Below are 23,807 nucleotides of genomic sequence, written 5' to 3'. Positions count from 1 at the left end.
CCGGGAACCCACATGATAGACCCGGGAAAACGGCTCACAGCGCCGAATATATACGTCGAGCGTTCCGAGAACGAGTACCATGCCGTACGTGACTCACTCCGAGGCGGAGCGGTCGGAGATGCTCGACGCGGTCGGGGTATCCGATCCCGACGAACTGTTCGACATCCCCGACCCCGTCCGGTTCGACGGCGACTACGGGATCGAAGCACACTCGGAGCGGGAGACGCGGGCGGCCGTCGAGGGGATCCTCGAGGAGTCGGCCGACCTCACCGAGTTCCTCGGCGGTGGACATTACGAACACTACGTCCCGTCGGTGGTCGATCACCTCTCCCTCCGGGGGGAGTTCCTGACCAGTTACACCCAGTACCAGCCCGAGGTCACCCAGGGCTTCCTGCAGGCGCTCTTCGAGTTCCAGTCGCTCGTCGTCGAGTTGACGGGCCTCGGCGTCGCCAACTGTTCGATGTACGACCGCTCGACGGCGCTCGGCGAGGCGGTGTTGCTCGCCGACCGCGTCCGGGCGACGGACGGCGACACGGTGCTGGTGCCCGCGGATCTGCCCGACCGGGTTCGGTCGGTGCTGGAGAACTACACCGACGGCCCGGGGATCACGGTCGAATCCTACCCGACGAGCGGGGGAACGGTCGACGTGGACGGCCTCGCGGAGCGGATCGACGGGGACACCTCGATGGTGTACGCCGCGACGCCGAACGCACGGGGCGTCCTCGAACCGGACCTGGCCGCCGTCGGTGACCTCGCCGACGACAACGACGCGCTGTTCTGTGTGGGCTCGGACGCGGTCGCCCTCGCGCTCCTCGAACCGCCGGCGGCGTACGGCGCCGACGTGGTGGTCGGCGACGCTGGCGTCCTCGGCCTGCCGACGACCTACGGCATGGGACTCGGCCTGTTCGCGTGTCGCGAGGACTTCCTCCGGCAGGTGCCGGGCCGTCTCGTCGGCGCGGGCGAGGACACGGCGGGCAACCGGGCGTACACGCTGACCCTCCAGACCCGCGAACAGCACATCCGGCGGGAGCGGGCCACCTCGAACATCTGCACCAACCAGGCGTGGCTGGCGCTCCGGGCGGCCATCCACGCGGCGTGGCTCGGCCCCGACGGCCTGGTCGACCTCGCCGAGGAGTCCGTGACGGGGGTCGCGGAGGCCTGCGAGCGGATCGACGCCCTCGACGGGTTCGAGGCGCCGGTCTACGACGGCCACCACTTCCGGGAGGCGCTGGTCGACACGGCGGCGCCGGCGGCGGACGTGGTCGATCACTGCCGGCACGCGGGGCTGGCCGTCCGGACCGTCGAGGACGCGGGCGAGGAACGGCTGGCGGTCTGTGTGACCGACGCCAACCGCGACCGGGTGGACGACCTGCTCGACGCACTCGCGGGCTACGGGGGTGGCGCATGAGCCAAGAACAGCACGAACGTCCCGAGGGAGCGGCCGACGACGCCGACGGGGAGAGCGAGGCCCCCCACCAGCAGGCGCGGTGGTACGACGGCGACCGGTACGAACCGCTGTTGAACGAGAAGAGTACCGACACGGTCGCCGTCGAGTCGTCGCTGCCGGACGACCTGACGCGGGACGAGTTGACGCTGCCGGACCTCGCGGAACCGGAGGTGACGCGCCACTACACCCGGCTCTCGCAGATGAACTACGGCATCGACTCCGGGCCCATCCCGCTGGGGTCGTGTACGATGAAGTACAACCCCGCGTTCACGGAGGACGTGGCGGCCCACCCGGGCAACCGGGTCCACCCCCTGCGTAGCGACGACGACAAGCAAGGGATCCTGCGCCTGCTGTACGAACTGCAGGAGACGCTGGCGACGGTCGGCGGGATGGACGCGGTGACGCTCCAGCCGCCGGCGGGCGCGGCCGGCGAGTTCACGGGCATCCAGGTGGCAAAGGCCTACCACGAGGCCAACGGCGAGGGCGAGCGAAGCGAGGTGATCGTCCCCGAGTCGGCTCACGGGACCAACTTCGCGAGCGCGGCGATGGCCGGTTACGACGTGGTGGAACTGCCGTCCAACGAGGACGGCCGGGTCGAGGTCTCGGCCCTGGAGGCGGCCGCGGGCGAGGAGACGGCGCTGCTGATGCTCACCAACCCCAACACGCTGGGGCTGTTCGAGCGCGACATCGCCGAGATCGCGGAGATCGTCCACGACGCGGGCGGTCTGCTCTACTACGACGGCGCGAACCTCAACTCCCTGCTCGGGAAGGCCCGTCCCGGCGACATGGGCTTCGACATCATGCATTTCAACCTGCACAAGACGTTCGCGACGCCCCACGGGGGCGGCGGGCCGGGGCAGGGACCCATCGGCGTGAACGCCGACCTCGCCCCCTTCCTCCCCACGCCACAGGTGCGGGAAGTCGACGGCGACTACGAGGCCTACGAACCCGAACACAGCATCGGCCGGGTCCACGAGTTCACGGGCAACTGGCTGGTGCTCGTGAAGGCGTACGCCTACATCCTCCGGCACGGGGACGCGGGGCTGGAGCGGATCAGCGAGACGGCGGTCCTGAACGCCAACTACCTCGCCGAGCGGATCGAGTACGAGGTGCCCTACGGCCCGTTCCACCACGAGTTCGTCGCGAGCGCTGACGAGGACGCCGCGGACGTGGCGAAGGCGATGCTCGATCAGGGCGTCCATCCGCCGACGACGAAGTGGCCCGAAATCGTCGACGAGGCGCTGATGACGGAGCCGACGGAGACGGAGTCGAAGGCGCGACTGGACGACCTGGCGGCGGCGTTCGACGCCGTCGCGGCGACGGATCCCGAGGACCTGGCGGCGACGCCGACGGAGACGACCGCCCGCCGGATCGACCAGGCGGACGCGGCCCGGAACCCGCGGCTGTCGTGGCACGCGCTGGAATAGGGCGGGACCCGCGGGAAAGTTTGTGACGGACCACGCTACTTATTTCCCTGTTTTCCGTGGTTTACGCCGTGACAGCGAACCACTCGCACCTGCGGGAGACCGACCCGGCGGTCGCGGAGGCCATCGCCGGCGAGGAGCGCAGACAGGAGAGCAACCTCGAGATGATCGCGTCGGAGAACCACGTCTCCGAGGCGGTGATGGAGGCCCAGGGGAGCGTCATGACGAACAAGTACGCGGAGGGCTACCCCGGGGAACGGTACTACGGCGGCTGCGAGCACATGGACACCGTCGAGAACCTCGCCATCGAGCGGGCGAAAGAGCTCTACGGCGCCGAACACGTCAACGTCCAGCCCCACAGCGGGACGCAGGCGAACATGGGCGTCTACTTCGCGGCCCTGGAGCCGGGCGACCGCATCCTCTCGCTCGATTTGAACCACGGCGGCCACCTCAGCCACGGCCACCACGTCAACTTCTCCGGACAGCTCTACGAGGTCGAACAGTACGGCGTCGACCCGGATACGGGCTACATCGACTACGACGAGGTGGCGGCACAGGCCGCCGATTTCGACCCGGACATGATCGTCAGCGGGTCCTCGGCGTACCCCCGCGAGTTCGACTTCGAGCGGCTCGGCGCCATCGCCGACGACGTCGGGGCCGACCACCTCGCCGACATCGCCCACGTCACCGGGTTGGTGGCGGCAGGCGTCCACGTCAACCCCGTCGGGGACGCCGACTTCGTCACCGGCAGCACGCACAAGACCATCCGCGCCGGCCGCGGCGGGATGATCATGACGACCGAGGAACACGCCGAGGCGGTGGACAAGGCCATCTTCCCCGGCGGACAGGGCGGGCCGCTGATGCACAACATCGCGGGCAAGGCGGTGGGCTTCGGCGAGGCGCTCGACCCCGCGTTCACCGAGTACGCCGAGCGGGTCGTCGCGAACGCGAAGACGCTCGCCGACGTGTTCCGGTCGGCGGGGATCACGCCCGTCTCGGGCGGCACGGACAAGCACCTGCTCCTCCTGGACCTGCGGGACTCCCACCCCGACCTGACCGGCGAGGACGCCGAGGACGCCCTCGACGACGTGGGAATCACGGTCAACAAGAACACGGTGCCGGGCGAGACGCGGTCGCCCTTCGTCACCAGCGGCATCCGGGTGGGAACGCCGGCGCTCACCACCCGCGGCTTCGACGAGGCGGCGATGGAGACGGTGGGCGAACTCATCGTCGAGCGGTTGAACCACCCGGACGACCCGGACGTGGCGAGCGAGGTGCGAGACGAGGTCGACCGGCTCTGTGCCGAGTTCCCGGTCTACGAGTAGGCCGCCGTCGCCCGCCTTTATGGTCGGGCGCGTCCCGAGTGTGACCAACGATGGTCGTCGGAGACGTGACTACCGGAACGGAAGTACTGGTCATCGGCGCGGGGCCGGGCGGCTACGTCGCCGCCATCCGCGCCGCCCAGCGCGACCTCGACGTCACGCTGGTGGAACGCGACGCGTACGGCGGCGTCTGTCTCAACCGCGGCTGTATCCCCTCGAAGGCGTACATCACGGCGACGGACGTCGCCCACGACGCCGCGACGGCCGAGGAGATGGGGATCCACGCCGACCCCGCGGTCGACCTCGGAGGCATGCACGAGTGGAAGGAGGGCGTCGTCGACCGGCTCACCGGCGGCGTCGAGAAGCTGTGTAAGGCCAACGGCGTGACCCTGCTCGACGGGACCGCGACGTTCGTCGACGAGGGGACCGTCCGCGTCGAGCACGAGGGGGAGGGACAGGGCTCGGAGACCGTCGCCTTCGAACACTGCATCGTCTCGACGGGGAGCCGACCCGTCGCACTCCCCGGGTTCGACTTCGCTGACGAGCCGGTTCTGGATTCGGCCGACCTGCTCTCGCTCACGACGGTCCCGGATCGGCTGGTCGTCGTCGGCGCCGGCTACATCGGGATGGAGCTGTCGACGGTGTTCGCCAAACTGGGGAGCGACGTGACCGTCGTGGAGATGCTCGACGACGTCCTCCCGGGGTACGAGGACGACATCTCGCGGATCGTCCGGAAGCGCGCCGAGTCGCTGGGCGTCGACTTCCACTTCGGCGAGGGGGCGAGCGGGTGGCGCGACGCCGCCGACGGCGGGATCGTCGTCACCACGGAGACCGAAGACGGCACCGAGTCGACCTACGGCGCCGACCGGGTGCTGGTCGCGGTGGGACGGGACCCGGTGACCGGCCCGCTCGACCCGGGGGCGGCGGGGCTGGAGCCGACCGAGGAGGGCTTCCTGGCGACCGACGAGCGGTGCGAGACGGACGTCGAGGGGATCTACGCCGTCGGCGACGTGGCGGGGGAGCCGATGCTCGCACACGCCGCCTCGGCGGAGGGGATCGTCGCGGCGGAGGCCATCGCGGGCGAACCGGCGGCGTTCGACGCGCGGGCGATCCCGGCGGCGGTGTTCACCGATCCCGAAATCGCGACCGTCGGCCTGACCGCGGACGAGGCGGCGAGGGAGGGCTACGACCCGGTGGTCGGCGAGATGCCCTTCAACGCCAGCGGGCGGGCGCTGACGACCGGCGAGACCGAGGGGTTCGTCCGCGTGGTCGCGAGCGCGGACGGCTTCCTGCTCGGCGCACAGATCGTCGGCCCCGAGGCCTCGGAGTTGATCGCCGAACCGACGCTTGCCATCGAGATGGGCGCCCGGCTGGAGGACGTGGCGGCGACGGTCCACACGCATCCGACGCTCTCGGAGGCGACGATGGAGGCCGTCGAGAACGCCCTCGGGCAGGCGATCCACACCCTGAACCGGTAGTCGTTACGTGGCGGAACGACCGGGGGCGTGTACTCCCCGGATCGTCGGCCGCTCGTTCAACCGGTAGTCGTTACGGACGACCGGGCCGTCGGCGCCGTGTTCTCGGCGATCCGTCACATATCCCACCTGTCAATACTCGGGTCGAAGGTAGCGACGTCCGCGAAATCGAACACGTTCGTCGACGACGACGCGGCGACGCTTTGCCGAACAGCAAAGTCTAATGGGGTGGCCACTCAACTATCGCTTGATGCCCACGGTAGAATACCTCAATTACGAAGTAATGGACGATCACGGCTGGGAAATGGACGACGACGACCTCTTCGAGAAGGCCGCCGACGCCGACCTCGAGGACGTCGACTACGGCTCCCTCGAAGTCAACGAGGGCGAGTACGTCCTCGAAGCCGCCGAGGCGCAAGGCTACGACTGGCCCTTCTCGTGCCGTGCCGGCGCCTGTGCGAACTGTGCGGCCATCGTCCAGGAGGGCGACCTCGACATGGACATGCAGCAGATCCTCTCCGACGAGGAAGTCGAAGAGAAGGACGTCCGGCTGACCTGCATCGGTAGCCCGGCGGCCGACGAGGTGAAGCTGGTCTACAACGCCAAGCACCTCGACTACCTGCAGAACCGCGTCATCTGAGACGGCCTGTCGGACGTCAGTCCGTACGAGGTCGCACGGTTCCGATTCCTCCATTCTTTCACGCCCGGTAGCGGCGGCGCCGTCGAAAACACTAATTCCCCCGCGCCTCGGGGTTCGGTAATGCTCGCGGCGACGACGGACCTGCTGCGGTTGATCGCGGTGCCGGCGCTCGGGTGGGCGGCCTGGCGCGACGTGCGTACCCGTCGCCTCCCGAACTGGCTCTGGTATCCGTTGCTCGTGGTCGGCCTCCTGACGCTCGCGTGGGACGCGCTCGGCCACCTCCCGGTCGCGGGCGTCGACGACCGCCTCTTTCTGGTCCGGGTGGGGATCAGCCTCCTCGTCGTCGTCCCCCTCGCCTACGGTCTCTGGTGGATCGGGGGGTTCGGCGGCGCCGACGCCAAGGCGATGATGACCCTCGCCGTCCTCTTTCCGACATACCCGGTCTTCTACCTCGCCAGCGGCGCTTACCCCGCGGTGGTCACGGACGTCGGCGTCTTCTCGATGACGATCCTGACGAACGCGGTGCTGGTCGGCCTGGCCTACCCCGTCTACCTCGGCGTCCGCAACGGCCTGCGGGGCGACCGGGGGACCGTCATGTTCCTCGGCCGCCGGACCGAGGTGTCCGCGCTCCCGGCGGAGCACGGCCGCCTGTTCGAGACGACCGAGGGGTTCACGCGGGGAGGCCTCGACCTCGACGCGCTGCGGATGTACCTTCGGTGGCGGGGCACCACGCTGGACGCGCTCCGGGCGGCGCCGGCAGCCCACCGCGACCCCGAACGCGTCGGGGAGACGTTCGAGCCGACGGACGGGGCGGTCGACGCCGATGTGACAGCCGCCGAGCGACCGACGTCGGCGGGGAGCACGGGCGAGGGCGACACCGCTCCGGACGCCGACCATGACGACCCGTGGGCGGCCGAGCGCTTCCTCGACGAGATAGAGGGGAGCGCCTACGGGACGACCCCCGAGACGCTCCGGGAGGGGTTGCGGGTGGTGACGACCCGCGACTCGGTGTGGATCTCGCCCGGCGTCCCCTTCATCGTCCCGCTCTTTCTGGGGCTCTGTCTCGCCCTGACCTACGGTGACGTCCTCTTCGGCCTGCTCGGCGCCCTCGGCGTCGTGTGACGACACAAGACCTATCGGGGGGAGGCACCCAGGGACGGGCATGACCGCCGACGCCGACGTCGACGTGGACGTTGATTTCGGAGCCGACGGCCTCGTCCCGGCCGTCGCACAGGACGCCGACTCGGGCGAGGTGTTGATGCTCGCGTACGTCTCGCCGACGGCGCTCGAACGCACCCGCGAGACGGGACGGGCACACTACTACTCCCGGAGCCGGGACGAACTCTGGGAGAAGGGAGCGACCAGCGGGCACGTCCAGCGCGTCGAGGAGGTGCGGGTCGACTGTGACGCCGACGCCCTGCTCTATCTGGTCGACCAAGAGGGTGGCGCCTGTCACACCGGCCACCGCTCCTGTTTCCACCGGACCGTCGAGGGCGAGACGGTCGGCGAGCGGGTCTTCGACCCCGACGACGTCTACGACGACGGATGAGCGGGGAGGGCGCGGACGAGGGCGAGGACGCGGCCGCCACCCTGCGGGCGGCCCGAGCGAAACTCGACGACGCCCGGGCGGCCGTCGCGGACCACGGCGAGGAGCGACTCCGGACGGTCCGGGAGGCCCACCGCGAGGCGACGGGGCTGCTCGACCGGTACGAGGGTCGGGCGACCGGCACCGGCGACTTCGCGGCGTTCGTCGAGTTCCAGGAGGCGTTCGTCCAGTTGACCGAAGGGCTCGACGACGACCTGCCGGCGCGGTCGGCCTTCGAGGCGGCGAACGACCTGCTCGACCAGCGGCGCCTCGGCGAGGACGACTTCGAGCGGGCACGGGCGGAGCTGGCGCCCGCAGCAGAGCTCGCCGGCCTGCTCGAAGCGCGGGAGGAGGCCCGGGCGGACTTCGAGGCGGCCCGCCGGGACGCCCGGCGACGCCTCCGTGATCTGGGGGAGCGGATCGACTCGCTGGAGCGCCTGCGGCGGTTGGGCGAGGCTGACCTCGACGCGCCGGTCGAGCGCCTGCGCGACCCGGTCGAGGAGTACAACGACGCGGTACGCGGGGCCTGGGCCGAGTTCCGGCGCGAGGCGAGCGCCCGCGAGGTGTTCAGCGTCGTCGAGGCGAGCCGGGCCTACCCGCTCGCGGCTCTCCCCGAAACGCCGCCGGACCTTCGATCGTACGTGATGGAGGCGCCCGCGGGCGAGGAGTCCATCCCGACGCTCCTGGAGTACGCGGACTACTCGAACTCGAAGCTCTCACACTACGTCGAGGACCCCGCGGCCCTGCGGACGCGGGTCGGCACCCACCGGACCTACCTCGAACGCCTCGACGCCGACCCGCTGACGGTGTCGTGGCCGCCGCCGGACGCCGAGTCACTGCGGTACCGGGCTTCGGAACTCGTCTCGGTCGTCGCCCGCTTCGCCCCCGAGTCGGTCGTCGCCGCGGCGCGACGCCTCCGTGACCTGCCCGGCCGGATCGACTACGACCGCCTCCGTGAGTCGGCGCTCGCCCGCGACGAACTGGACGAACGGGAGCGCGAGCGGCTGGAACAGGGGGCCGTCGAGGAGGAGTTGACGGCCGCCCGCGAGGAACGCGACCGGATCGAGGCGGCGCTCGCGGAGACCGAGACGGACGGCTAGCGCGCCGCGTCGAGGTGGCGACGCAGGTCGGTCGCGAGCGCCGCCGCCCGGTCGGCGTCGCCGGCCTCGGCGTAGATGCGGACCTTCGGTTCGGTGCCGCTGGGGCGGACGAGCACCCACGCGTCGCCGTAGTCGAGGCGGTAGCCGTCGGTCGTCTCGAGGGCGGCGTCGGCCTCGCGGGCGTACGCCTCGGCGGCGTCGAGCAGGGTGGCCCGCTCGGCGGCGTCGTCGTAGGTGAGGTCCTCGCGGACGAAGTGATAGTCGGTGAAGGGGGCGACGACGTCGCTCGCCGGCGCGTCGGCGTCGGCCAGCAGTTCGAGGAACTTCGCGGCGACGTAGGCGCCGTCGCGGGTGAGGCGATACTCCGGGTAGAAGACGCCGCCGTTGCCCTCGCCGGCGATGGGGACGCGGTCGCCCGCGCGGCGGCGCTCGCGAACCCGCGTGACGATGTGCGTCGAGCCGATGGGCGTCACGTCGAGTTCGGCGTCGGCGTCGGCCACGGCGTCGACGAGTCGCTGGGAGACGTTGACCGCGGAGACGACCACGTCGCCGGCGGTGAGTTCCGCGGCCGCGAGCGCCGCGAGCGAGGTGTCGCCGTCGACGAAGGTACCCGTCTCGTCGACGAAGACGGCACGGTCGGCGTCGCCGTCGTGAGCGATCCCCACGTCCGCGTCGGTCGTGCGGACGAGTCGCCGGAGAGCGGCCAGGTTCTCGGCGACGGGTTCGGAGTCGCGTCCGGGGAAGTGGCCGTCCGGGTCGGCGTTGACGGTGCGAACGGCACAGCCGAGTTCGCGGAGGAAGGCCGGCGAGACCAGCGATCCGGCGCCGTGACCGGGGTCGAGGGCGACGGTGAGGTCCGCGGCCGCGATGGCCTCGCGGTCGGCGTGTGCAAGCAGGTCCGCGCGGTAGTCGTCGTTCACGCCGTCGATCCGTCGGGCCTCCCCCACGCCGTCCCACGACGCGAGGACGGCGTCGTCGGCGTCGACGCGGGTCTCGACGGCGTCGTAGCCGTCGACGGAGAGTTCCGTGCCGTCGGCGCCGAGGAGTTTGATGCCGTTGTACGCCGGCGGGTTGTGTGAGGCGGTGAGGTGGACGGCGGGGACGCCCTCGCGGGCGCAGTAGTAGGCGACCCCCGGCGTGGGAACGACCCCCAGTCGGTCGACGTCGGCGCCGGCGGCCGCGAGGGTGCCGGCAGCCACGTCCGCGAGCGGTCCCCCGGAGAGGCGGGTATCGCGAGCGACGGCGACGCGGTCGGCGTCCCAGACGGTGGCCACGGCGCTCGCGACACGCCTGACGAGGTCGGGTGTGAACTCCTCGCCGACCACACCGCGCGTGCCGCTGGAGCCGAACAGTTGCATTCGGGATGAGGTGGACGCCCGGTCCACAAATCCGTTGCGACCGCTGGGCGACGGCCGGCGCCGTCCGCCCCGCCGACCGGTCGGCATTTACGCCGCCGCCACGTCCGGTGGCGACATGACGCTGTTCCCGGAGTTCGAGGTGATCCCGGCGGTGGACATGCAGGACGGCGAGGTGGTGCAGCTGGTCCAGGGGGAGCGCGGCACCGAAAAGCGGTACGGCGACCCCGTCGAGGCGGCACGGCGGTGGGTCGACGCCGGCGCACGCACGCTCCACCTCGTCGACCTCGACGGCGCGTTCGAGGGCGAGCGGGCGAACGCGGCGGCGGTCGAAGCGGTCGTCGACGCGGTGGACGTGCCGATCCAGCTGGGGGGCGGCATCCGCACCGTCGGGGACGCGACCGACCTGCTCGACCGGGGCGTGGATCGCGTGATCCTCGGGACGGCGGCCGTCGAGCGCCCGGGGATCGTCGCCGAAATCGACGAGGAGCGGCCGGGGAGCGTGGTGGTGAGCCTCGACGCGAAGGGCGACGAGGTGGTCGTCTCGGGGTGGACCGAAGGGACGGGACTCGATCCGGTCGAGGCCGCGGGACGGTACGAGGAGCTGGGCGCGGGCGCCATCCTCTACACCGACGTGGACGTCGAGGGGAAGCTGTCGGGGGTGCGCACGGAGCGGATCGAGCGGCTGGCCGACGCGGTGGGGATCCCGGTGATCGCCAGCGGCGGCGTCGCCACCCTCGACGACGTGCGGGCGTGTCGCGAGGCGGGCGCCGCGGCGGTCGTCGTCGGCACCGCGCTCTACGAGGGCGCGTTCACGCTCGCCGAGGCGATGGACGCGTAGGCCCAAAACCGACTTAGGCACGCCCCGAGAGGGGCGTGTATGGACCGCACCGCCGCTCGGACCCGTGAAACCACCGAGACGACGATCGAGGTGACACTCGACGTGGACGGCGACGGGGACGCCCGCGTCGACACCGGCATCGGCTTCTTCGATCACATGCTCGAATCGTTCGCCAAACACGGGCTGTTCGACCTCACCGTCGACTGCGACGGCGACCTGGAGATCGACGACCACCACACCGTCGAGGACGTCGCCCTCGTCCTCGGCGCGGCGTTCGAGGAGGCACTCGACGACAAACGGGGGATCCGCCGCTTCGCCGACCGGCGCGTCCCGCTGGACGAGGCGGTGGCGAGCGTCGTCGTCGACGTGAGCGGCCGCCCCCTCTTTCGCTTCGACGGCGAGTTCTCCGAGGAGCGGGTCGGCGAGTTCACGAGCGTCATGGCGCGTCACTTCGCGCGCTCGCTCTCGACCGCGGCCGGCCTCACCTGTCACGTCGAGGTGACGGGCGAGAACGCCCACCACGAAGTCGAGGCGCTGTTCAAGGCGCTCGCGCGCACGCTCGACGACGCGACCCGGATCGACGAGCGCCGGTCGGACACGCCGAGCACGAAAGGCGAGCTGTAAATCGATACGACCGCTGTCGTACTCTCTTTCGACGTCCGTCGTTAGTTATTTGTCGGCGGGCGGAGAGGCCTCGCGTATGCAGGCGCTGGAGACCCTCGACAGCGACACATCGAAACTCGTCGTGTTGTACCTGCAACGCGTCGGCGACGCCACGCCCGATCGGATCGCGGATCGACTGCGGCTCCCGCTGATGACCGTGTTGGCGACGGTCAGGTATCTGGACGAGGAGGGACTGGTCCGCCGGTTGGCGGGGTCGGATCGGATCGTCCTGACCGATGGACGGCGGGGGTTGTCGAGGCCGGGGCCGACGGGTAGCGATCGCGAGAGGGGGATCCGTCCGGGGCGCGAATCAGTCGAATAACGCCGTCGGACGGGGAGCGTCGTTCTGCTTGTTCAGGATGTGTTCCGGTTTGTCCACCTCGGCGTACTCGCGCTCGATCTCCTCCTCCTCGTCGACGTACAGGTTGTGTGTCTCCAGGAACTCCCGGCCGGTGTCGGAGAGGGTGTAAAAGACGAACGGGAAATCACGGGTTCGCTCGTCCTCGGGGGCCTCCACCTTCCGGACGAGACCGTATTCGATCAGCTTGTTCAGGTGTTCCCTGAGCGTGGCGCTACTCAACCCGGGGTTCATGAAGTCGATCTCGTCGAACGAGGGGCTCTTGTAGGGGTGACCGAGGATATCCTGGATGATTCGCCCTCGCGTCCGCTGTGTGACCTCGTGAACCAACTCCTCGTTGCCGGCGTCGTCCGGCGTCCGCCCTTCCGTGATCATGGCTATACCTCCCCGTTGAGAGCTACGGACATAAAGTTAACTAGGCCGTAACCTACTTGGTCGACTCCGGGGAGGTTCTTTTCGGGTCGGTTCCTGCCAACAGAAATGTTGAATATGAATCACTAACGAGACAGTCGTATCCGTGAAACCGGCACGCCGTGGGAGGACCCGAGAGTGAGTCCAGGGGACTGGGAACGAAGGAAGGACCGGCGGACGGACCGGAACCACCCGGACGGATCGGATGGGGACTGATTCGCCGGCCGTCCGCCGATGAATTCGGACGATCCGCCCGAGTCGAACGACGAGATAGTCGAGTCACTCGACCAGTTGAGTGGCTCGATCGACGCCAACGAGGATCGGATTTCGGAGTTGGCCCAGCGAGTGGACGAACTGGACGAACGTCAGCGGGATCTGCTCAAGAAGACCTCCGATCTGATGCAGCAGTACTCGGAGATACAGTCACAGTTCAGCGCGCTCGAAACGGTGAAGGCACAGGACGAACGGACCCGTCAGGAACGCGAACAGGCGGAGAAAGTGCGGATCGATATGGGTGGACTCCCAAGCGTAACCGTCCCGACCGAGGGTGTCGTCTCCCTTCTCCTCATCGTACTGATGCTTATGATCGTGCTGGTCATCGTGGGGATGTTGATGATACCCGACACGGTCGGTGAGTTGCTCCGGGCGTACCTCCTTTGATCGGGGGGGCCCGCCGGCCACAGCCGTCGGTTCGGACGTAGCTACTCGATCACGTCGCCGTTCACGAGGTAGTCGGGTACCTCGCCGGCGAGCGTCTGCCGGACGTTCCGGGCGGCCTTCTCCCGCAGTTCGCGGACGCTCTCGGCGGAGTTGTAGGCGGCGTGGGGCGTGAGGATCACGTCCTCCGGATCCAGCAGCGGCGAGTCCGACGGCGGCGGTTCCTCCGCGAGCGTGTCGAGGCCGGCGCCCGCGATGGCCCCCCGCTCGACGGCGTCGGCGAGGGCGTCCTCGTCGACGATGCCGCCGCGAGCGGCGTTGACGAGGAACGCGGATTCCTTCATCGCGTCGAGTTCGGCGGCGCCGATCATCCCCTCCGTCTCCGGGGTGAGCGGCGCGTGGATGGAGACGGCGTCCGACGCCGCGAGCAGGGTCGACAGGTCCTCGACCAGGGTCACGCCGTCGCCGACGTCCGCCGGATCGACGTAGGGGTCGTGGGCGATCACCTCCATGCCGAACGCGCGGGCCTTCTCGGCGACCGCCCGGGCGATGTCGCCGTAGGCGACGAGGCCGAGCGTCCGGCCGTCGAGGCGGTGCATCGGTCGGCCGGCGTGTTCGTCCCACTCCCCGCGGGCCGCCCGGGCGTCGAAGGCGACGACCTTCCGTGCCAGGGCGAGCAGGAGGGCGAAGGTGTGCGTCGACACCTCGGGGATGCAGTAGTCGGGGACGTTCGTCACGTAGACGCCGCGCTCGGTCGCGGCGTCGATGTCGACGTTGTCGACGCCGATGCCGGTCCGGGAGACGACCCGGCAGTCGGGCATCGCATCGAGCAGGGCGGCGTCGACGTCGGCGTACATGGCGATGACGGCGTCGGCGTCCGCGACGAGGTCGGGAAGGGGCTCGTCGCTCGCCTCGCCGTCGATCAACTCGGCGTCGATTTCGTCGAGGATCCGGCGTTCGACATCGAGGTCGTCGAAGGTGTGGTCGGTGAAGACGACGGTGTGGGACATGGGGAGGGGTGGCGGGGGGAGTGTAGTAAGCGTTTGGACGGAAGTCGATGGGGATGACCGACACGCGGCTGGCGGCGACGGACCGGGTCGATGGCCGCAGGTATATCAACCGTCCCGGACAAGTCGTCGGACGAATGTTCGACGAGATCATGGAGAAGTTCGAGGGGAGTCCGAGCCAGCAGGAGGTGATCCGACTCCTGCTCGAACGGGGCTTCTCCGTCAACGACGAGGGACGGGTCGTCTCCGGCGGCATCGAGATCCCCAACACGGGGATCGCTCGCGAGATCGGCGTCGATCGGCGGGTGGTCGACTCGACGACCGACGCCATCCTCGACGATCCGGAGCTCCGCCGCATCTTCCAGAACATCACGGCCATCCCCAGCCTGATGGATCTGGCACCGGTGCTCGACCTCTCGGTGCTGACGGTCTGGGTCGACGACGAGACCGAATCGGGCATCGTCGCCGACGTGACGACGGCCATCGCCGACCGGGATATCTCCATCCGGCAGGTCATCAGCGAGGATCCCGAGTTCGTCGACGACGCGAAACTGTACGTCATCACCGACGCCACCCTTCCGGGCGATCTCCTGGTCGAGATCCGCGAACTGCCGTACGTCCGCCGGGTCGAGTTCTGATGGCCGAGACCTACCGCACGGTGGCCGAGCGGGCGGAGTCCGAGTTCGAGGTGAAGGGGTCGGAGTTCCTCGGCCACGTCGCACCCGCCGAGTCGGTCGACGAGGCCGAGGCGTTCGTCGACGAGGTGCGGGCGGCGTACGACGACGCCACCCACAACGTGCCGGCCTACCGCGTGCCCGCCCCGGGCGGGGAGATGCTCCGGGAGTGGGCGAGCGACGACGGCGAGCCGACGGGGTCGGCAGGCAAACCCGCCCTGAACGTCCTCGTCCAGCGCGACCTGCGGAACGTCGTCGCGGTGGTGACCCGCTACTACGGCGGCGTCAACCTCGGCGTCGGGGGGCTGGCCCGGGCGTACGCCCGCGGCGTGAGCGACGCCGTCGACGCCGCCGGCGTGGTCGAGGAGCGACCCCACGAGCGCGTGTCGGCCGTCGTCGACTACGACGACTCGGGAACCGTCCGCGGAATCCTCGAGAGCGAGGGCGTCGACTTCGAGGCGAGTTACGAGGAGCGGGTGGCCTTCGAGGTGCGCGTGCCCGTCGCCGAGGCCGACGGCCTCCGGGACCGCCTCCGGTCCGCGACGGGCGGCCGTGTCGAACTAGAGTGATCCGGAGCCCTCCGGAGGGATACGGAGCGCTCGGGGGGTCCGCTTCGGTGGAGAATTCTCCGCGCTCGTCGGTTCGTCGTCGGGCGATTTTCGACGTGAAGCGAGGGGGTTGGACGCGCCGCCCGTCTCAGGTCGTCCGGAAGGCGCGGTCGCCGGCGTCGCCGAGGCCGGGGACGATGAAGCCGTTCTCGTCGAGGTGGTCGTCGATGGCGACGGTCAGCAGGTCCGCCTCGGGGACGGCCTCGGAGACGCGGAGCAGGCCGTCCGGGGCGCTGACCGCCGAGAGGACGAAGAGGTTCTCGGGGGCCGCCTGTCCCTCGAGGACGTAGTCGAGGACGGCCGACATCGTCGATCCGGTGGCGAGCATCGGGTCGGCGACGATGACGGTGTCGTCCTCGCTGATCTCGGGGAGTTTGACGTAGTCGACCGTGATGGGGAACTCGCCGTCCTCGTTCATCCCGGCCTCCTCGTCGCGGCCGGCGCTGATGACGCCCTGCTTGGCGCGCGGGAAGGCCTTCAACAGCCCCTCGACGAACGGCGTGGCCGCCCGCAGGACGTTGATGATGACCACGTCGTCGAGTCCCTTCACGCGCTCGCCGGTCGTCTCGGCGAGCGGCGTCTCGATGGAGACGTACTCCGTCTCCATCGCGCCGTCGATGATCTCGTAGCCACAGATGCGCCCGAGTTTCACGAGTCCCTTCCGGAAGGCGACCTGCTCGGTGTCGGCGTCGCGGATCTTCGAGAGCGTGTCCTTCGCGAGTGCGTGCGTGATGAGGTACGCGTCGTCGCGGTCTTCGATGGTCATCGTCGGGGAACCGGCCGGCGGCCACTTAAAATAAGCGTCAGCGACGGGTCGTCGTTCGCTCGGCGAATCGTTTATTTGAGTCGCGTGATACTCGCTGGACAGATGGACGGGTCGGGTGTACGTGGCACGTGGACGCGGCGGGGAGCGTTACGGACCCTCGGGGCGGCAGTCACCGGAAGCGTGCTGACCTGGGGGATGACCGACCAGGCGAGCGGACAGAGCGGCGGGTCGTGGCCGCAGTTCGGGTTCAACGCGGCCAACGACGGGTACGCACCGGAGAACGCCGGGCCGGTGGCGAACGTCACGGAACGGTGGCAGTTCGAGACCGGTGGGAGCGTCGAGCATCAGCCGTCGGTGGTCGACGGCACCGTCTACGTCGGAAGCGGGAGGAGCGGCGGCGGCGTCTATGCGCTGGACGCGGCCTCGGGCGAGGAGCGCTGGCGCTTCGAGACGGGGGATGCGGTGGTTGCGTCGCCGTCGGTAGCGGGCGATACCGTCTACGTCGGGTGTGTGAACTCCAACCTGTACGCACTGGACGCCGAATCGGGCGAGGAGCGGTGGCGCTTTGCGACGGTGGGGGAGGTGAGTTCGCCCCCGACGGTGGCCGAGGATACCGTCTACGTCGGAAGCGGCGGGGCGGGCGGCGGCGTCGTCCACGCGCTGGACGCGGCGTCGGGCGACGAACGGTGGCGCGCCGAGATGGGAGTGAGTTCGATCACGGCGCCGGCGGCGGTCGACGACACCGTCTACGTCGCGGTCCCGGCTGCGACCAGCGTCAGCGCCCTGGACGCGGGGTCGGGCGAGGAGCGCTGGCGCTTCGATGCAGGGGCGGCCGTGTTCTCGGCGCCGGCGGTGGCCGACGGCACCGTCTACGTCGGGAGTCGGGACAACGTCGTCCACGCGCTGGATGCGGGGTCGGGCGAGGAGCGCTGGCGCTTCGCGGCGCGGGACACGGTCCGTGCGACGCCGGCGGTGGCCGACGGCACCGTCTACGTCGGGAGTCGGGACAACACCGTGTACGCGCTGGACGCGGGGTCGGGCGAGGAGCGCTGGCGCTTCGAGACGGGGTCGTCGGTGAACTCGTCGCCGTCGGTGGCCGGCGACACCGTCTACGTCGGGAGCGCCGACGTCACGTACGCACTGGACGCCGACTCGGGCGGGGAGCAGTGGGCCGTTCAGTCACCTGCGTCGGTCGTTTCGTCGCCGGCGGTGGTCGGCGGCACCGTCTACGTCGGAAGCGGCGGTGTGTACGCGTTCGCCGGCGATACCGCAACGCCCGAGGCGACGACCACCGCGCCGTCCGGGAGCGGCGGCGACGCAGGGGGCTCCGGTGCCGACGACGGCTCCGACCTGCCCCTCGTTCCGCTCGCGGGCGTGGGCGCTGCGGGCGTCGGCGCGGGAGGGCTGTGGTACTGGAAACGGAACGGCGAGGGCGCCGCCACGCCCGGCGGGAGCGCCCCGGGCACCGACCCCGGTTCGGCAGGCGGCCCCACCACCGACTCCCGCGGGACGGGCGGTGGCTCACGGGCCGGCGCCCCCGACCGAATTCCGCAGGCACCTGAGGTCTCGGTCGAGTACGACGCCCTGACCGACGAGGAACCCCTCGGCGGCGGCGGCAACGCCGACGTCGCCAAAGCGACCCTGCCGACCCCCGACGGCGACGTGATCCTCGCCATCAAGCGCCCGCGGATGCAGGGGACGCTGCACACCGACGCCGTCGACCGACTCATGGAGGAGGCCGAAACCTGGGACAAGATCGACGACCACGACCACGTCGTCGGCGTCGTCGACTACGGCGCCAGTCCCGTCCCCTGGATCGCCATGGAGTACATGGACGCCGGCCACCTGGCCGACCGTGCCGGCGACCTCCCGTTCGACCAGGCAGTGTGGAGTGCCGTTCGGATCGTCGAAGGCGTCCACCACGCCCACCGCCGCGGCGTCGCCCACCTCGATCTCAAACCCGAAAACGTCCTCTTCCGGTCGGTCGAGGACGCCTGGGACGTGCCGAAGGTCGCCGACTGGGGACTCTCGAAACATCTGCTGGACCACTCCAAGAGCGTCGAGGGGCTGTCCCCGCAGTACGCCGCCCCCGAACAGTTCGACGAGCAGTACGGCAACCCCGACGACATCACCGACATCTACCAGCTTGGGACCGTCCTCTACGAGCTGTTCACCGGGCGTCCGCCGTTCGAGGGGCGGCCCAGCAAGGCGATGCGTCGCGTCCTCGACGAGGAGCCGACGCCGCCGAGTGACGTCGCCGACGTGCCCCAAGCTCTGGACAGGGTGTTACTGACCGCCCTCGCGAAGGAGAAATCCGAACGCTACGAGACGGTCCTCTACCTCCGGGACGCCCTGCGTGAACTCGGCGAGTGATTCGACGGGGGCGATCCCGTCGGTTCCGAGGACGAACGATTTATATTTGACGTGTGATACACCGAGGCAAGGATGGAGAAGGGGGAGATCGTCGGGTCGTTGACTCGACGCGGCGTCGTGCGGACGGTCGGTGTGGCGGTCGGCGGTGTGTTGGCGTCGGGGACGTCCGGTGTCGGGAGCGGGCAGAGCGCGGAAGCGTGGCCTCGGTTCGGATACGAGAACGCGAACACGAGACACGCACCGGCGAACACGGCTCCGATGAGGAGCGTCGGGGAGCGGTGGCGGTTCGCGACTGGGGCACCGGTGGTTTCGTCGCCAGCGGTGGTCGACGGCACCGTCTACGTCGGGAGGGGGAACAGCAACCTGTACGCGCTGGATGCCGACTCCGGCGAGGAGCGGTGGCGCTTCGAGACGGGAGACGCGGTGAACTCCCCACCGGCGGTGGTCGACGGCACCGTCTACGTCGGGAGCGACGACGCCAACCTGTACGCGCTGGACGCCGACTCCGGCGAGGAACGGTGGCGCTTCGAGACGGGGGACGGCGTATTTTCGTCGCCGGCGGTGGTCGACGGCACCGTCTACGTCGGGAGCGACGACGCCAACCTGTACGCGCTGGACACGGGGTCGGGCGAGGAGCGGTGGCGCTTCGAGGCGGGGAACGCGGTGAACTCCTCACCGGCGGTGGTCGACGGCACCGTCTACGTCGGGAGCGCCGACACCAACCTGTACGCGCTGGACGCGACGTCGGGTGAAGAGCGGTGGCGCTTCGGGACCGAGGGCGTGGTGCTTTCATCGCCGGCGGTGGCCGATGGGGCGGTCTATTTCGGGAGCCTGAACGGGACGTTGTACGCGCTGGACGCGACGTCGGGCGAAGAGCGGTGGCAACTCGGGATGGAAAGCACGGTGATCGCGTCACCGGCGGTGGCCGACGGCACCGTCTACGTCGGCCGAATAAGTCCCGAAAACAGCGTGTACGCGGTTGATGCGGCGTCGGGAGAGATCCGGTGGCGTTCCCTGGACGGGCAAGTCCGGTCGTCGCCGGCGGTGGTCGACGGCACCGTCCACGTCGGGATCCGGAACGGCGATACTGGAGTGTACGCGCTGGACGCGGCCTCGGGCGAGGAGCGGTGGCGCTTCGAGACGGAGGGATCGGTTCGCTCGTCGCCGGCGGTGGCGGGGGGGAGGGTCTATTTCGGGAGCGACGACGCCGTGTACGCGCTCTCCGAGGGCGAGGCGACGCCGACATCGGCCGCCGACCCGACGTCGACGACCACGCCCACACGCACCACGCCACCGCCGGCCGATCCGTCCGACGGCGACGGCGACGGTAGCACCGAGGGCGGTGACTCCGACGTTCCACTCCTCCCACTCGCGGGCGTGGGGGCCGCCGGCGCCGGCGCGGGAGGGCTGTGGTACTGGAAGCGGAGGGGCAGCGACGGCCCCGGAACCGAAGGAAACGCGACACTGGCAGGGGGATCGACACCGGATCACCAGCCTGCGTCCCCCGCATCCGGGGACGGGACAAGCACCGACGTGCCGGAACGCCCCGATGGCGCTCCCGACCGAATTCCGCAGGCACCTGAGGTCTCGGTCGAGTACGACGCCCTGACCGACGAGGAACCCCTCGGCGGCGGCGGCAACGCCGACGTCGCCAAAGCGACCCTGCCGACCCCCGACGGCGACGTGATCCTCGCCATCAAGCGCCCGCGGATGCAGGGGACGCTGCACACCGACGCCGTCGACCGACTCATGGAGGAGGCCGAAACCTGGGACAAGATCGACGACCACGACCACGTCGTCGGCGTCGTCGACTACGGCGCCAGTCCCGTCCCCTGGATCGCCATGGAGTACATGGACGCCGGTGACTTGGGCGACCGGGCGGGCGAACTGGAGTTCGACCGGGCGCTGTGGACGGCGCTCGGCATTACCGAGGGCGTCCACCACGCCCACCGCCGCGGCGTCGCCCACCTCGATCTCAAACCCGAAAACGTCCTCTTCCGGTCGGTCGAGGACGCATGGGACGTACCGAAGGTCGCCGACTGGGGGCTCTCGAAACACCTGCTGGACCACTCCAAGAGCATCGAAGGACTGTCCCCACAGTACGCCGCCCCCGAGCAGTTCGACGAGCAGTACGGCAACCCCGACGACATCACCGACATCTACCAGCTCGGGGCGGTGCTGTACGAGCTGTTCACCGGGCGCCCGCCGTTCGAGGGCCGGCCCAGCAAGGCGATGCGTCGCGTCCTCGACGAGGAGCCGACGCCGCCGAGCGACGTCGCCGACGTGCCCCAAGCCCTGGACAGGGTGTTGCTGACCGCCCTCGCGAAGGAGAAATCCGAACGCTACGAGACGGTCCTCTACCTCCGGGACGCCCTGCGTGAACTCGGCGAGTGACTGCACGGCCCCCGTGGGTTGCCGACACCGCCCTCACCGCTGCGTGATCAGGTAGGTCACGCCGACGAGGACGGCCGCCAGGGTGGCGACGTTGACGGCGCCGTAGGCGACGATGTCGATGGCCGAGAGCCCCCAGACGACGACCCACGCGAACAGCGAGGACAGCACCAGGTTCAGCGCGAGGATCACCCGGGGGTCGCCCTCGGCGTCGGCCACCGCGTCGTCGAACCCCTCGGCGTCGTCGGCCATGCGTGTGAGGCGGTCCGACCGCCACTTACCTCTTGTCCCTGGCGCCCCACCGACACCCATGGACCGTCGCCTCCGGAACCGGGACGGCCGGCCGGTCGACCCCATCCCGTTCGTCGTCGTCGCCGGGCTGGGCGCGATGCTCGCGCTCTCGGTCGGCCCGCTCTACGGGCTGGCGTACGGCCTCTCGCTCCGGACGTCGCTCGCGGCGTCGGCGGTCGTCACCGTCGCGATCGGCGGCGGCGCGTACCACGAGTTCGTCCGCCGGGGGACGCCCGCGGCCGTCGACGTCCGTCGGGCCGACGCCGAGCGCCTGCGCTACCTCGCGCTGGCGCTCGGGGCGGTGCTCGTCACCCTGTCGCTCCCCCTGCTCTGATCGGTCGTCGCCGGGGGCGCCCCACGTGACGCTTATGTCTTCCCGTGCCCCGATCGGTACCGTGCACGACGTCGAACGCGACCGGTTCGTCGCCGCCAGTCCCCGCGAAATCGAGCGACGGCTCTCCCCGCGGGCGCTGCTGGCGTGGGAGGGGAGCTTCGAGGCGACGACCGTGACCGAGGACGGGGACGCGACGCTCGTCACCGCCACGGGACCGGGGATATCCTTCCGGCTCCGGTTCGAAGAACTGGCGGACGGCTACCGGTACGAACAGGTCGGCGACGGCCCCTTCGAGCGGATGGAGACGCGGGTGACGGTGACGGCCGAGGACGAGGGGTCGCGGGTCCGGGCCCGGTCGCGGGTGTCGCTCGCCCTGCCCGTGCCCCTGGCCGACCGCCTCGGGGCCTGGAAGCGGGGCGGCGAACTCGACCGACTGCTCGACGGGCTGGAGGGGGCGGTCTGATACTGTTTATCGTAAGTCATTACCGGTGGTTCGCCGGAACGTCTCGGCGAACCACCGGTAACCAGTTACAATAATCCGTATGAGGCCGGCCGTGTGGTCGTGTGCCGGCCCCGCACGAACGACGTGGATTTAGCCCGGAGGACGGGGTGACGTCGAGTATGGGACTCATCGACACGGTCTCGGCGGTGCTCTCGGCCTCGACGAACCGCGCGCCCGACGACGCCGGCGACGACGGCTCGGCCGGCGCGTTCTGGTGTGACGACTGCGGCGTCCGCGTCCGCGACGTCGACGTCGACGACGAGGGGCTCGACCGGGCGGCGGAGGGGACGCCGCAGTGTCCCGACTGCGGCGACCCGATGCGGTTCGAGCGGGCGGCCGGCTCCGGGTGTGCCTGCTGATCAGGGCTCGCGGAGGACCGCCGTCTCGCCGTCCGTCGTCGGGAAGGGCTCGGTGGCGTCGACGGCGGCCTCGCCCGCCGGGCCGTCGCCCCACTCCTCGTCGGTGACGAGCGCGTCGTCGAGCCGGTCGCGGAGGGCCGACTCGTCGACGTCGGTGCCGATGACGACGAACTCGGTCCGGCGGTCGCCGTACGTCTCGTGCCAGTCGAGGTCCGGCCGGTTCGCGCGGTAGGTCTTGCGGTCGATTTCGGGGAGCGACGCGATCCACGGCCCCCGGGCGGTGACCCGGACCGACGCCCCCGCCTGCCCCACGGACTGTCTGTACTCGTTGCCGGCGACCCATATCGTTCCCTTCGAGCGGACGACAGTGGGCGGGAGATCGCGGAGGACGGACGCGATCCGCTCGGGGTGGAACGGGCGGCGGCGGCGGTACGTAACGGAGGAGACGCCGTACACCTCGTCCGGGTGGGCGTGGTGGTGGTCGCCGCCGTGGTCCGCCTCGATGGCCCGCTTCCAGCCGGGGAGGTCGGCGAGGGCGTCGACGTCGACGCCGCCGGCGTCGAGGAGGCGAGCGGGGTCGACCGCGGAGAACTCCGTGCGGAGCGTCTCGACGCCGGGACGGAGGCCGGCGACCAGCGACTCGGCCCGGTCGAGTTCCGCGTCGGTACACAGGTCGGCCTTGTTGAGCACGACGAGCGTCGACACCTCGACCTGTTCGACGAGGAGGTCCGAAAGCGGGCGGTCGTCGGCGGTCCCGCGGCGTTCGGGCACGCCGTCGCCGTCGAAGGTGTCGAGGAAGAGCCGCGTGTCGAGGACGGTCACGAGCGCGTTCACGCGGTAGCGGGCGGCGGCGGCGGAGTCGGTGGTGAACAGGCGCGCCACCGGCGCGGGTTCGGAGATGCCCGAGGACTCCACCACCAGCGCGTCGAAGTCGCGTTCGCGGGCGAGGCGGACGACCGCCGTCTCGAGGTCACCGCGGAGCTCACAGCAGATACAGCCGTTCGAGAGTTCGGCGACCGCCCCGCTCGGGGCCGACCCCTCCGCGAGGAGTTCGGCGTCGACGTTCACCTCGCCCATGTCGTTGACGAGGACGGCGACGTCGCGGTCGGCGTTCGCGAGCAGGTGGTTCAGCAGCGTCGTCTTGCCCGCGCCGAGGCTCCCGGACAGGACGGTCACCGGGATGCGGTCCGAGTCGGTCATGGGGGAACGTGGGGGCCGCGACGG

The 23,807-nt window shown here is 70.2% G+C and carries 25 protein-coding genes; 19 read left to right on the top strand and 6 right to left on the bottom strand.

Features of this window, described 5'->3' with window-relative positions:
* The first annotated feature begins 79 nt into the window (after positions 1-79).
* The 8 genes from gcvPA (at position 80) to NO364_RS16070 (ending at position 8,993) form a co-directional block, all read left to right on the top strand.
* Entirely contained in the window at positions 80-1,408 is a 1,329-nt protein-coding gene (gene gcvPA, locus NO364_RS16105) for an aminomethyl-transferring glycine dehydrogenase subunit GcvPA (protein WP_257628030.1), read from the top strand.
* Positions 1,405-2,874, top strand: a complete 1,470-nt coding sequence (gene gcvPB, locus NO364_RS16100; protein ID WP_157689910.1) for an aminomethyl-transferring glycine dehydrogenase subunit GcvPB — start codon at positions 1,405-1,407, stop codon at positions 2,872-2,874. Before gcvPA ends, gcvPB begins: the two co-directional genes overlap by 4 nt.
* Before the next feature lie 68 nt (positions 2,875-2,942).
* A complete protein-coding gene (locus tag NO364_RS16095) occupies positions 2,943-4,196 on the top strand; it encodes a serine hydroxymethyltransferase (protein WP_305880322.1) in 1,254 nt (417 codons plus the stop codon).
* A 50-nt stretch (positions 4,197-4,246) separates the two neighbouring features.
* Entirely contained in the window at positions 4,247-5,671 is a 1,425-nt protein-coding gene (lpdA, locus tag NO364_RS16090) for a dihydrolipoyl dehydrogenase (RefSeq protein ID WP_257628029.1), read from the top strand.
* Positions 5,672-5,918: 247 nt separating this feature from the next.
* Complete coding sequence (gene fer / locus NO364_RS16085; RefSeq protein ID WP_257628028.1) at positions 5,919-6,308, top strand: ferredoxin Fer; 390 nt, start codon at positions 5,919-5,921, stop codon at positions 6,306-6,308.
* 120 nt (positions 6,309-6,428) lie between these two features.
* Complete coding sequence (locus tag NO364_RS16080) at positions 6,429-7,430, top strand: A24 family peptidase (RefSeq protein ID WP_157689914.1); 1,002 nt, start codon at positions 6,429-6,431, stop codon at positions 7,428-7,430.
* A 40-nt stretch (positions 7,431-7,470) separates the two neighbouring features.
* A complete protein-coding gene (hisI, locus tag NO364_RS16075) occupies positions 7,471-7,857 on the top strand; it encodes a phosphoribosyl-AMP cyclohydrolase (RefSeq protein ID WP_257628027.1) in 387 nt (128 codons plus the stop codon).
* On the top strand, positions 7,854-8,993 hold the full coding sequence (locus tag NO364_RS16070) for a DUF7118 family protein (protein ID WP_157689916.1): 1,140 nt from the start codon (positions 7,854-7,856) through the stop codon (positions 8,991-8,993). Before hisI ends, NO364_RS16070 begins: the two co-directional genes overlap by 4 nt.
* On the opposite strand, the gene glmM is transcribed toward NO364_RS16070, so the two are convergent.
* Complete coding sequence (gene glmM, locus NO364_RS16065; protein WP_257628026.1) at positions 8,990-10,351, bottom strand: phosphoglucosamine mutase; 1,362 nt, start codon at positions 10,349-10,351, stop codon at positions 8,990-8,992. The two genes, NO364_RS16070 and glmM, sit on opposite strands and share 4 nt — an antisense overlap.
* Before the next feature lie 121 nt (positions 10,352-10,472).
* On the opposite strand from glmM, the gene hisA reads away from it, so the two are divergent.
* From hisA to NO364_RS16050, 3 genes are all read left to right on the top strand, one after another.
* Positions 10,473-11,189: a 1-(5-phosphoribosyl)-5-[(5-phosphoribosylamino)methylideneamino]imidazole-4-carboxamide isomerase gene (gene hisA / locus NO364_RS16060; protein ID WP_157691176.1), complete on the top strand. Its 717-nt coding sequence runs from the start codon at positions 10,473-10,475 to the stop codon at positions 11,187-11,189.
* Between the two features lie 39 nt (positions 11,190-11,228).
* The gene (hisB, locus tag NO364_RS16055) at positions 11,229-11,813 is read left to right on the top strand and encodes an imidazoleglycerol-phosphate dehydratase HisB (protein WP_157689918.1); all 585 of its coding nucleotides are present in this window, start codon (positions 11,229-11,231) and stop codon (positions 11,811-11,813) included.
* Between the two features lie 76 nt (positions 11,814-11,889).
* Positions 11,890-12,174: a hypothetical protein gene (locus NO364_RS16050; RefSeq protein ID WP_157689919.1), complete on the top strand. Its 285-nt coding sequence runs from the start codon at positions 11,890-11,892 to the stop codon at positions 12,172-12,174.
* Here the strand turns inward: NO364_RS16050 and NO364_RS16045 are convergent.
* Positions 12,163-12,585 (bottom strand): PadR family transcriptional regulator, encoded by a 423-nt coding sequence (locus tag NO364_RS16045; protein WP_157689920.1) that lies wholly within the window; start codon positions 12,583-12,585, stop codon positions 12,163-12,165. The genes NO364_RS16050 and NO364_RS16045 overlap by 12 nt on opposite strands.
* A 270-nt stretch (positions 12,586-12,855) precedes the next feature.
* Here NO364_RS16045 and NO364_RS16040 point away from each other — a divergent pair, with 270 nt between their 5' ends.
* Complete coding sequence (locus tag NO364_RS16040; protein ID WP_157689921.1) at positions 12,856-13,281, top strand: hypothetical protein; 426 nt, start codon at positions 12,856-12,858, stop codon at positions 13,279-13,281.
* A gap of 41 nt (positions 13,282-13,322) precedes the next feature.
* Here NO364_RS16040 and NO364_RS16035 read toward each other — a convergent pair whose 3' ends face one another.
* Positions 13,323-14,288, bottom strand: coding sequence for a C-terminal binding protein (locus NO364_RS16035; protein ID WP_157689922.1), 966 nt, complete (start codon positions 14,286-14,288; stop codon positions 13,323-13,325).
* Positions 14,289-14,422: 134 nt separating this feature from the next.
* On the opposite strand from NO364_RS16035, the gene trpY reads away from it, so the two are divergent.
* On the top strand, positions 14,423-14,923 hold the full coding sequence (gene trpY / locus NO364_RS16030) for a TrpY family transcription regulator (protein ID WP_157689923.1): 501 nt from the start codon (positions 14,423-14,425) through the stop codon (positions 14,921-14,923).
* Positions 14,923-15,528, top strand: a complete 606-nt coding sequence (locus NO364_RS16025) for an IMPACT family protein (RefSeq protein WP_157689924.1) — start codon at positions 14,923-14,925, stop codon at positions 15,526-15,528. The genes trpY and NO364_RS16025 overlap by 1 nt, the downstream gene beginning before the upstream one ends.
* A gap of 127 nt (positions 15,529-15,655) precedes the next feature.
* Here NO364_RS16025 and upp read toward each other — a convergent pair whose 3' ends face one another.
* Entirely contained in the window at positions 15,656-16,333 is a 678-nt protein-coding gene (upp, locus tag NO364_RS16020) for a uracil phosphoribosyltransferase (protein WP_157689925.1), read from the bottom strand.
* A 102-nt stretch (positions 16,334-16,435) separates the two neighbouring features.
* Between upp and NO364_RS16015 the strand changes: the two genes are divergently transcribed.
* Both NO364_RS16015 and NO364_RS16010 read left to right on the top strand, forming a co-directional pair.
* Positions 16,436-18,706 (top strand): outer membrane protein assembly factor BamB family protein, encoded by a 2,271-nt coding sequence (locus NO364_RS16015; protein WP_257628025.1) that lies wholly within the window; start codon positions 16,436-16,438, stop codon positions 18,704-18,706.
* A gap of 72 nt (positions 18,707-18,778) precedes the next feature.
* On the top strand, positions 18,779-21,100 hold the full coding sequence (locus tag NO364_RS16010; protein WP_257628024.1) for an outer membrane protein assembly factor BamB family protein: 2,322 nt from the start codon (positions 18,779-18,781) through the stop codon (positions 21,098-21,100).
* Positions 21,101-21,133: 33 nt separating this feature from the next.
* Here the strand turns inward: NO364_RS16010 and NO364_RS16005 are convergent, their stop codons facing one another.
* The gene (locus tag NO364_RS16005; RefSeq protein WP_157689926.1) at positions 21,134-21,349 is read right to left on the bottom strand and encodes a DUF8107 family protein; all 216 of its coding nucleotides are present in this window, start codon (positions 21,347-21,349) and stop codon (positions 21,134-21,136) included.
* A 58-nt stretch (positions 21,350-21,407) separates the two neighbouring features.
* Here NO364_RS16005 and NO364_RS16000 point away from each other — a divergent pair, with 58 nt between their 5' ends.
* From NO364_RS16000 to NO364_RS15990, 3 genes are all read left to right on the top strand, one after another.
* Positions 21,408-21,722 carry a hypothetical protein gene (locus NO364_RS16000; protein ID WP_157689927.1) on the top strand — a complete coding sequence of 105 codons (315 nt, stop codon included), beginning with the start codon at positions 21,408-21,410 and terminating at the stop codon, positions 21,720-21,722.
* A gap of 61 nt (positions 21,723-21,783) precedes the next feature.
* The gene (locus tag NO364_RS15995) at positions 21,784-22,185 is read left to right on the top strand and encodes an SRPBCC family protein (RefSeq protein ID WP_157689928.1); all 402 of its coding nucleotides are present in this window, start codon (positions 21,784-21,786) and stop codon (positions 22,183-22,185) included.
* Between the two features lie 158 nt (positions 22,186-22,343).
* Positions 22,344-22,583 carry a hypothetical protein gene (locus NO364_RS15990; RefSeq protein ID WP_157689929.1) on the top strand — a complete coding sequence of 80 codons (240 nt, stop codon included), beginning with the start codon at positions 22,344-22,346 and terminating at the stop codon, positions 22,581-22,583.
* On the opposite strand, the gene NO364_RS15985 is transcribed toward NO364_RS15990, so the two are convergent.
* The gene (locus NO364_RS15985) at positions 22,584-23,783 is read right to left on the bottom strand and encodes a CobW family GTP-binding protein (protein ID WP_157689930.1); all 1,200 of its coding nucleotides are present in this window, start codon (positions 23,781-23,783) and stop codon (positions 22,584-22,586) included.
* Between the last annotated feature and the right edge of the window lie 24 nt (positions 23,784-23,807).

This window comes from Haloplanus salinarum (assembly GCF_024498175.1).
GTDB lineage: Archaea > Halobacteriota > Halobacteria > Halobacteriales > Haloferacaceae > Haloplanus > Haloplanus salinarum.
Note: the sequence above shows the minus strand (reverse complement) of the source record. Positions and strands in the feature narration are given on the sequence as shown.

What these genes read in the sequence shown, in the direction of transcription:
- gcvPA (WP_257628030.1), top strand. Translation starts at nt 80, where the DNA reads ATGCCGTACGTGACTCACTCCGAGGCGGAGCGGTCGGAGATGCTCGAC.
- gcvPB (WP_157689910.1), top strand. Translation starts at nt 1,405, where the DNA reads ATGAGCCAAGAACAGCACGAACGTCCCGAGGGAGCGGCCGACGACGCC.
- lpdA (WP_257628029.1), top strand. Translation starts at nt 4,247, where the DNA reads ATGGTCGTCGGAGACGTGACTACCGGAACGGAAGTACTGGTCATCGGC.
- fer (WP_257628028.1), top strand. Translation starts at nt 5,919, where the DNA reads ATGCCCACGGTAGAATACCTCAATTACGAAGTAATGGACGATCACGGC.
- NO364_RS16080 (WP_157689914.1), top strand. Translation starts at nt 6,429, where the DNA reads ATGCTCGCGGCGACGACGGACCTGCTGCGGTTGATCGCGGTGCCGGCG.
- hisI (WP_257628027.1), top strand. Translation starts at nt 7,471, where the DNA reads ATGACCGCCGACGCCGACGTCGACGTGGACGTTGATTTCGGAGCCGAC.
- NO364_RS16070 (WP_157689916.1), top strand. Translation starts at nt 7,854, where the DNA reads ATGAGCGGGGAGGGCGCGGACGAGGGCGAGGACGCGGCCGCCACCCTG.
- glmM (WP_257628026.1), bottom strand. Translation starts at nt 10,351, where the DNA reads ATGCAACTGTTCGGCTCCAGCGGCACGCGCGGTGTGGTCGGCGAGGAG.
- hisB (WP_157689918.1), top strand. Translation starts at nt 11,229, where the DNA reads ATGGACCGCACCGCCGCTCGGACCCGTGAAACCACCGAGACGACGATC.
- NO364_RS16050 (WP_157689919.1), top strand. Translation starts at nt 11,890, where the DNA reads ATGCAGGCGCTGGAGACCCTCGACAGCGACACATCGAAACTCGTCGTG.
- NO364_RS16045 (WP_157689920.1), bottom strand. Translation starts at nt 12,585, where the DNA reads ATGATCACGGAAGGGCGGACGCCGGACGACGCCGGCAACGAGGAGTTG.
- NO364_RS16040 (WP_157689921.1), top strand. Translation starts at nt 12,856, where the DNA reads ATGAATTCGGACGATCCGCCCGAGTCGAACGACGAGATAGTCGAGTCA.
- NO364_RS16035 (WP_157689922.1), bottom strand. Translation starts at nt 14,288, where the DNA reads ATGTCCCACACCGTCGTCTTCACCGACCACACCTTCGACGACCTCGAT.
- trpY (WP_157689923.1), top strand. Translation starts at nt 14,423, where the DNA reads ATGTTCGACGAGATCATGGAGAAGTTCGAGGGGAGTCCGAGCCAGCAG.
- NO364_RS16025 (WP_157689924.1), top strand. Translation starts at nt 14,923, where the DNA reads ATGGCCGAGACCTACCGCACGGTGGCCGAGCGGGCGGAGTCCGAGTTC.
- upp (WP_157689925.1), bottom strand. Translation starts at nt 16,333, where the DNA reads ATGACCATCGAAGACCGCGACGACGCGTACCTCATCACGCACGCACTC.
- NO364_RS16015 (WP_257628025.1), top strand. Translation starts at nt 16,436, where the DNA reads ATGGACGGGTCGGGTGTACGTGGCACGTGGACGCGGCGGGGAGCGTTA.
- NO364_RS16010 (WP_257628024.1), top strand. Translation starts at nt 18,779, where the DNA reads ATGGAGAAGGGGGAGATCGTCGGGTCGTTGACTCGACGCGGCGTCGTG.
- NO364_RS16005 (WP_157689926.1), bottom strand. Translation starts at nt 21,349, where the DNA reads ATGGCCGACGACGCCGAGGGGTTCGACGACGCGGTGGCCGACGCCGAG.
- NO364_RS16000 (WP_157689927.1), top strand. Translation starts at nt 21,408, where the DNA reads ATGGACCGTCGCCTCCGGAACCGGGACGGCCGGCCGGTCGACCCCATC.
- NO364_RS15990 (WP_157689929.1), top strand. Translation starts at nt 22,344, where the DNA reads ATGGGACTCATCGACACGGTCTCGGCGGTGCTCTCGGCCTCGACGAAC.
- NO364_RS15985 (WP_157689930.1), bottom strand. Translation starts at nt 23,783, where the DNA reads ATGACCGACTCGGACCGCATCCCGGTGACCGTCCTGTCCGGGAGCCTC.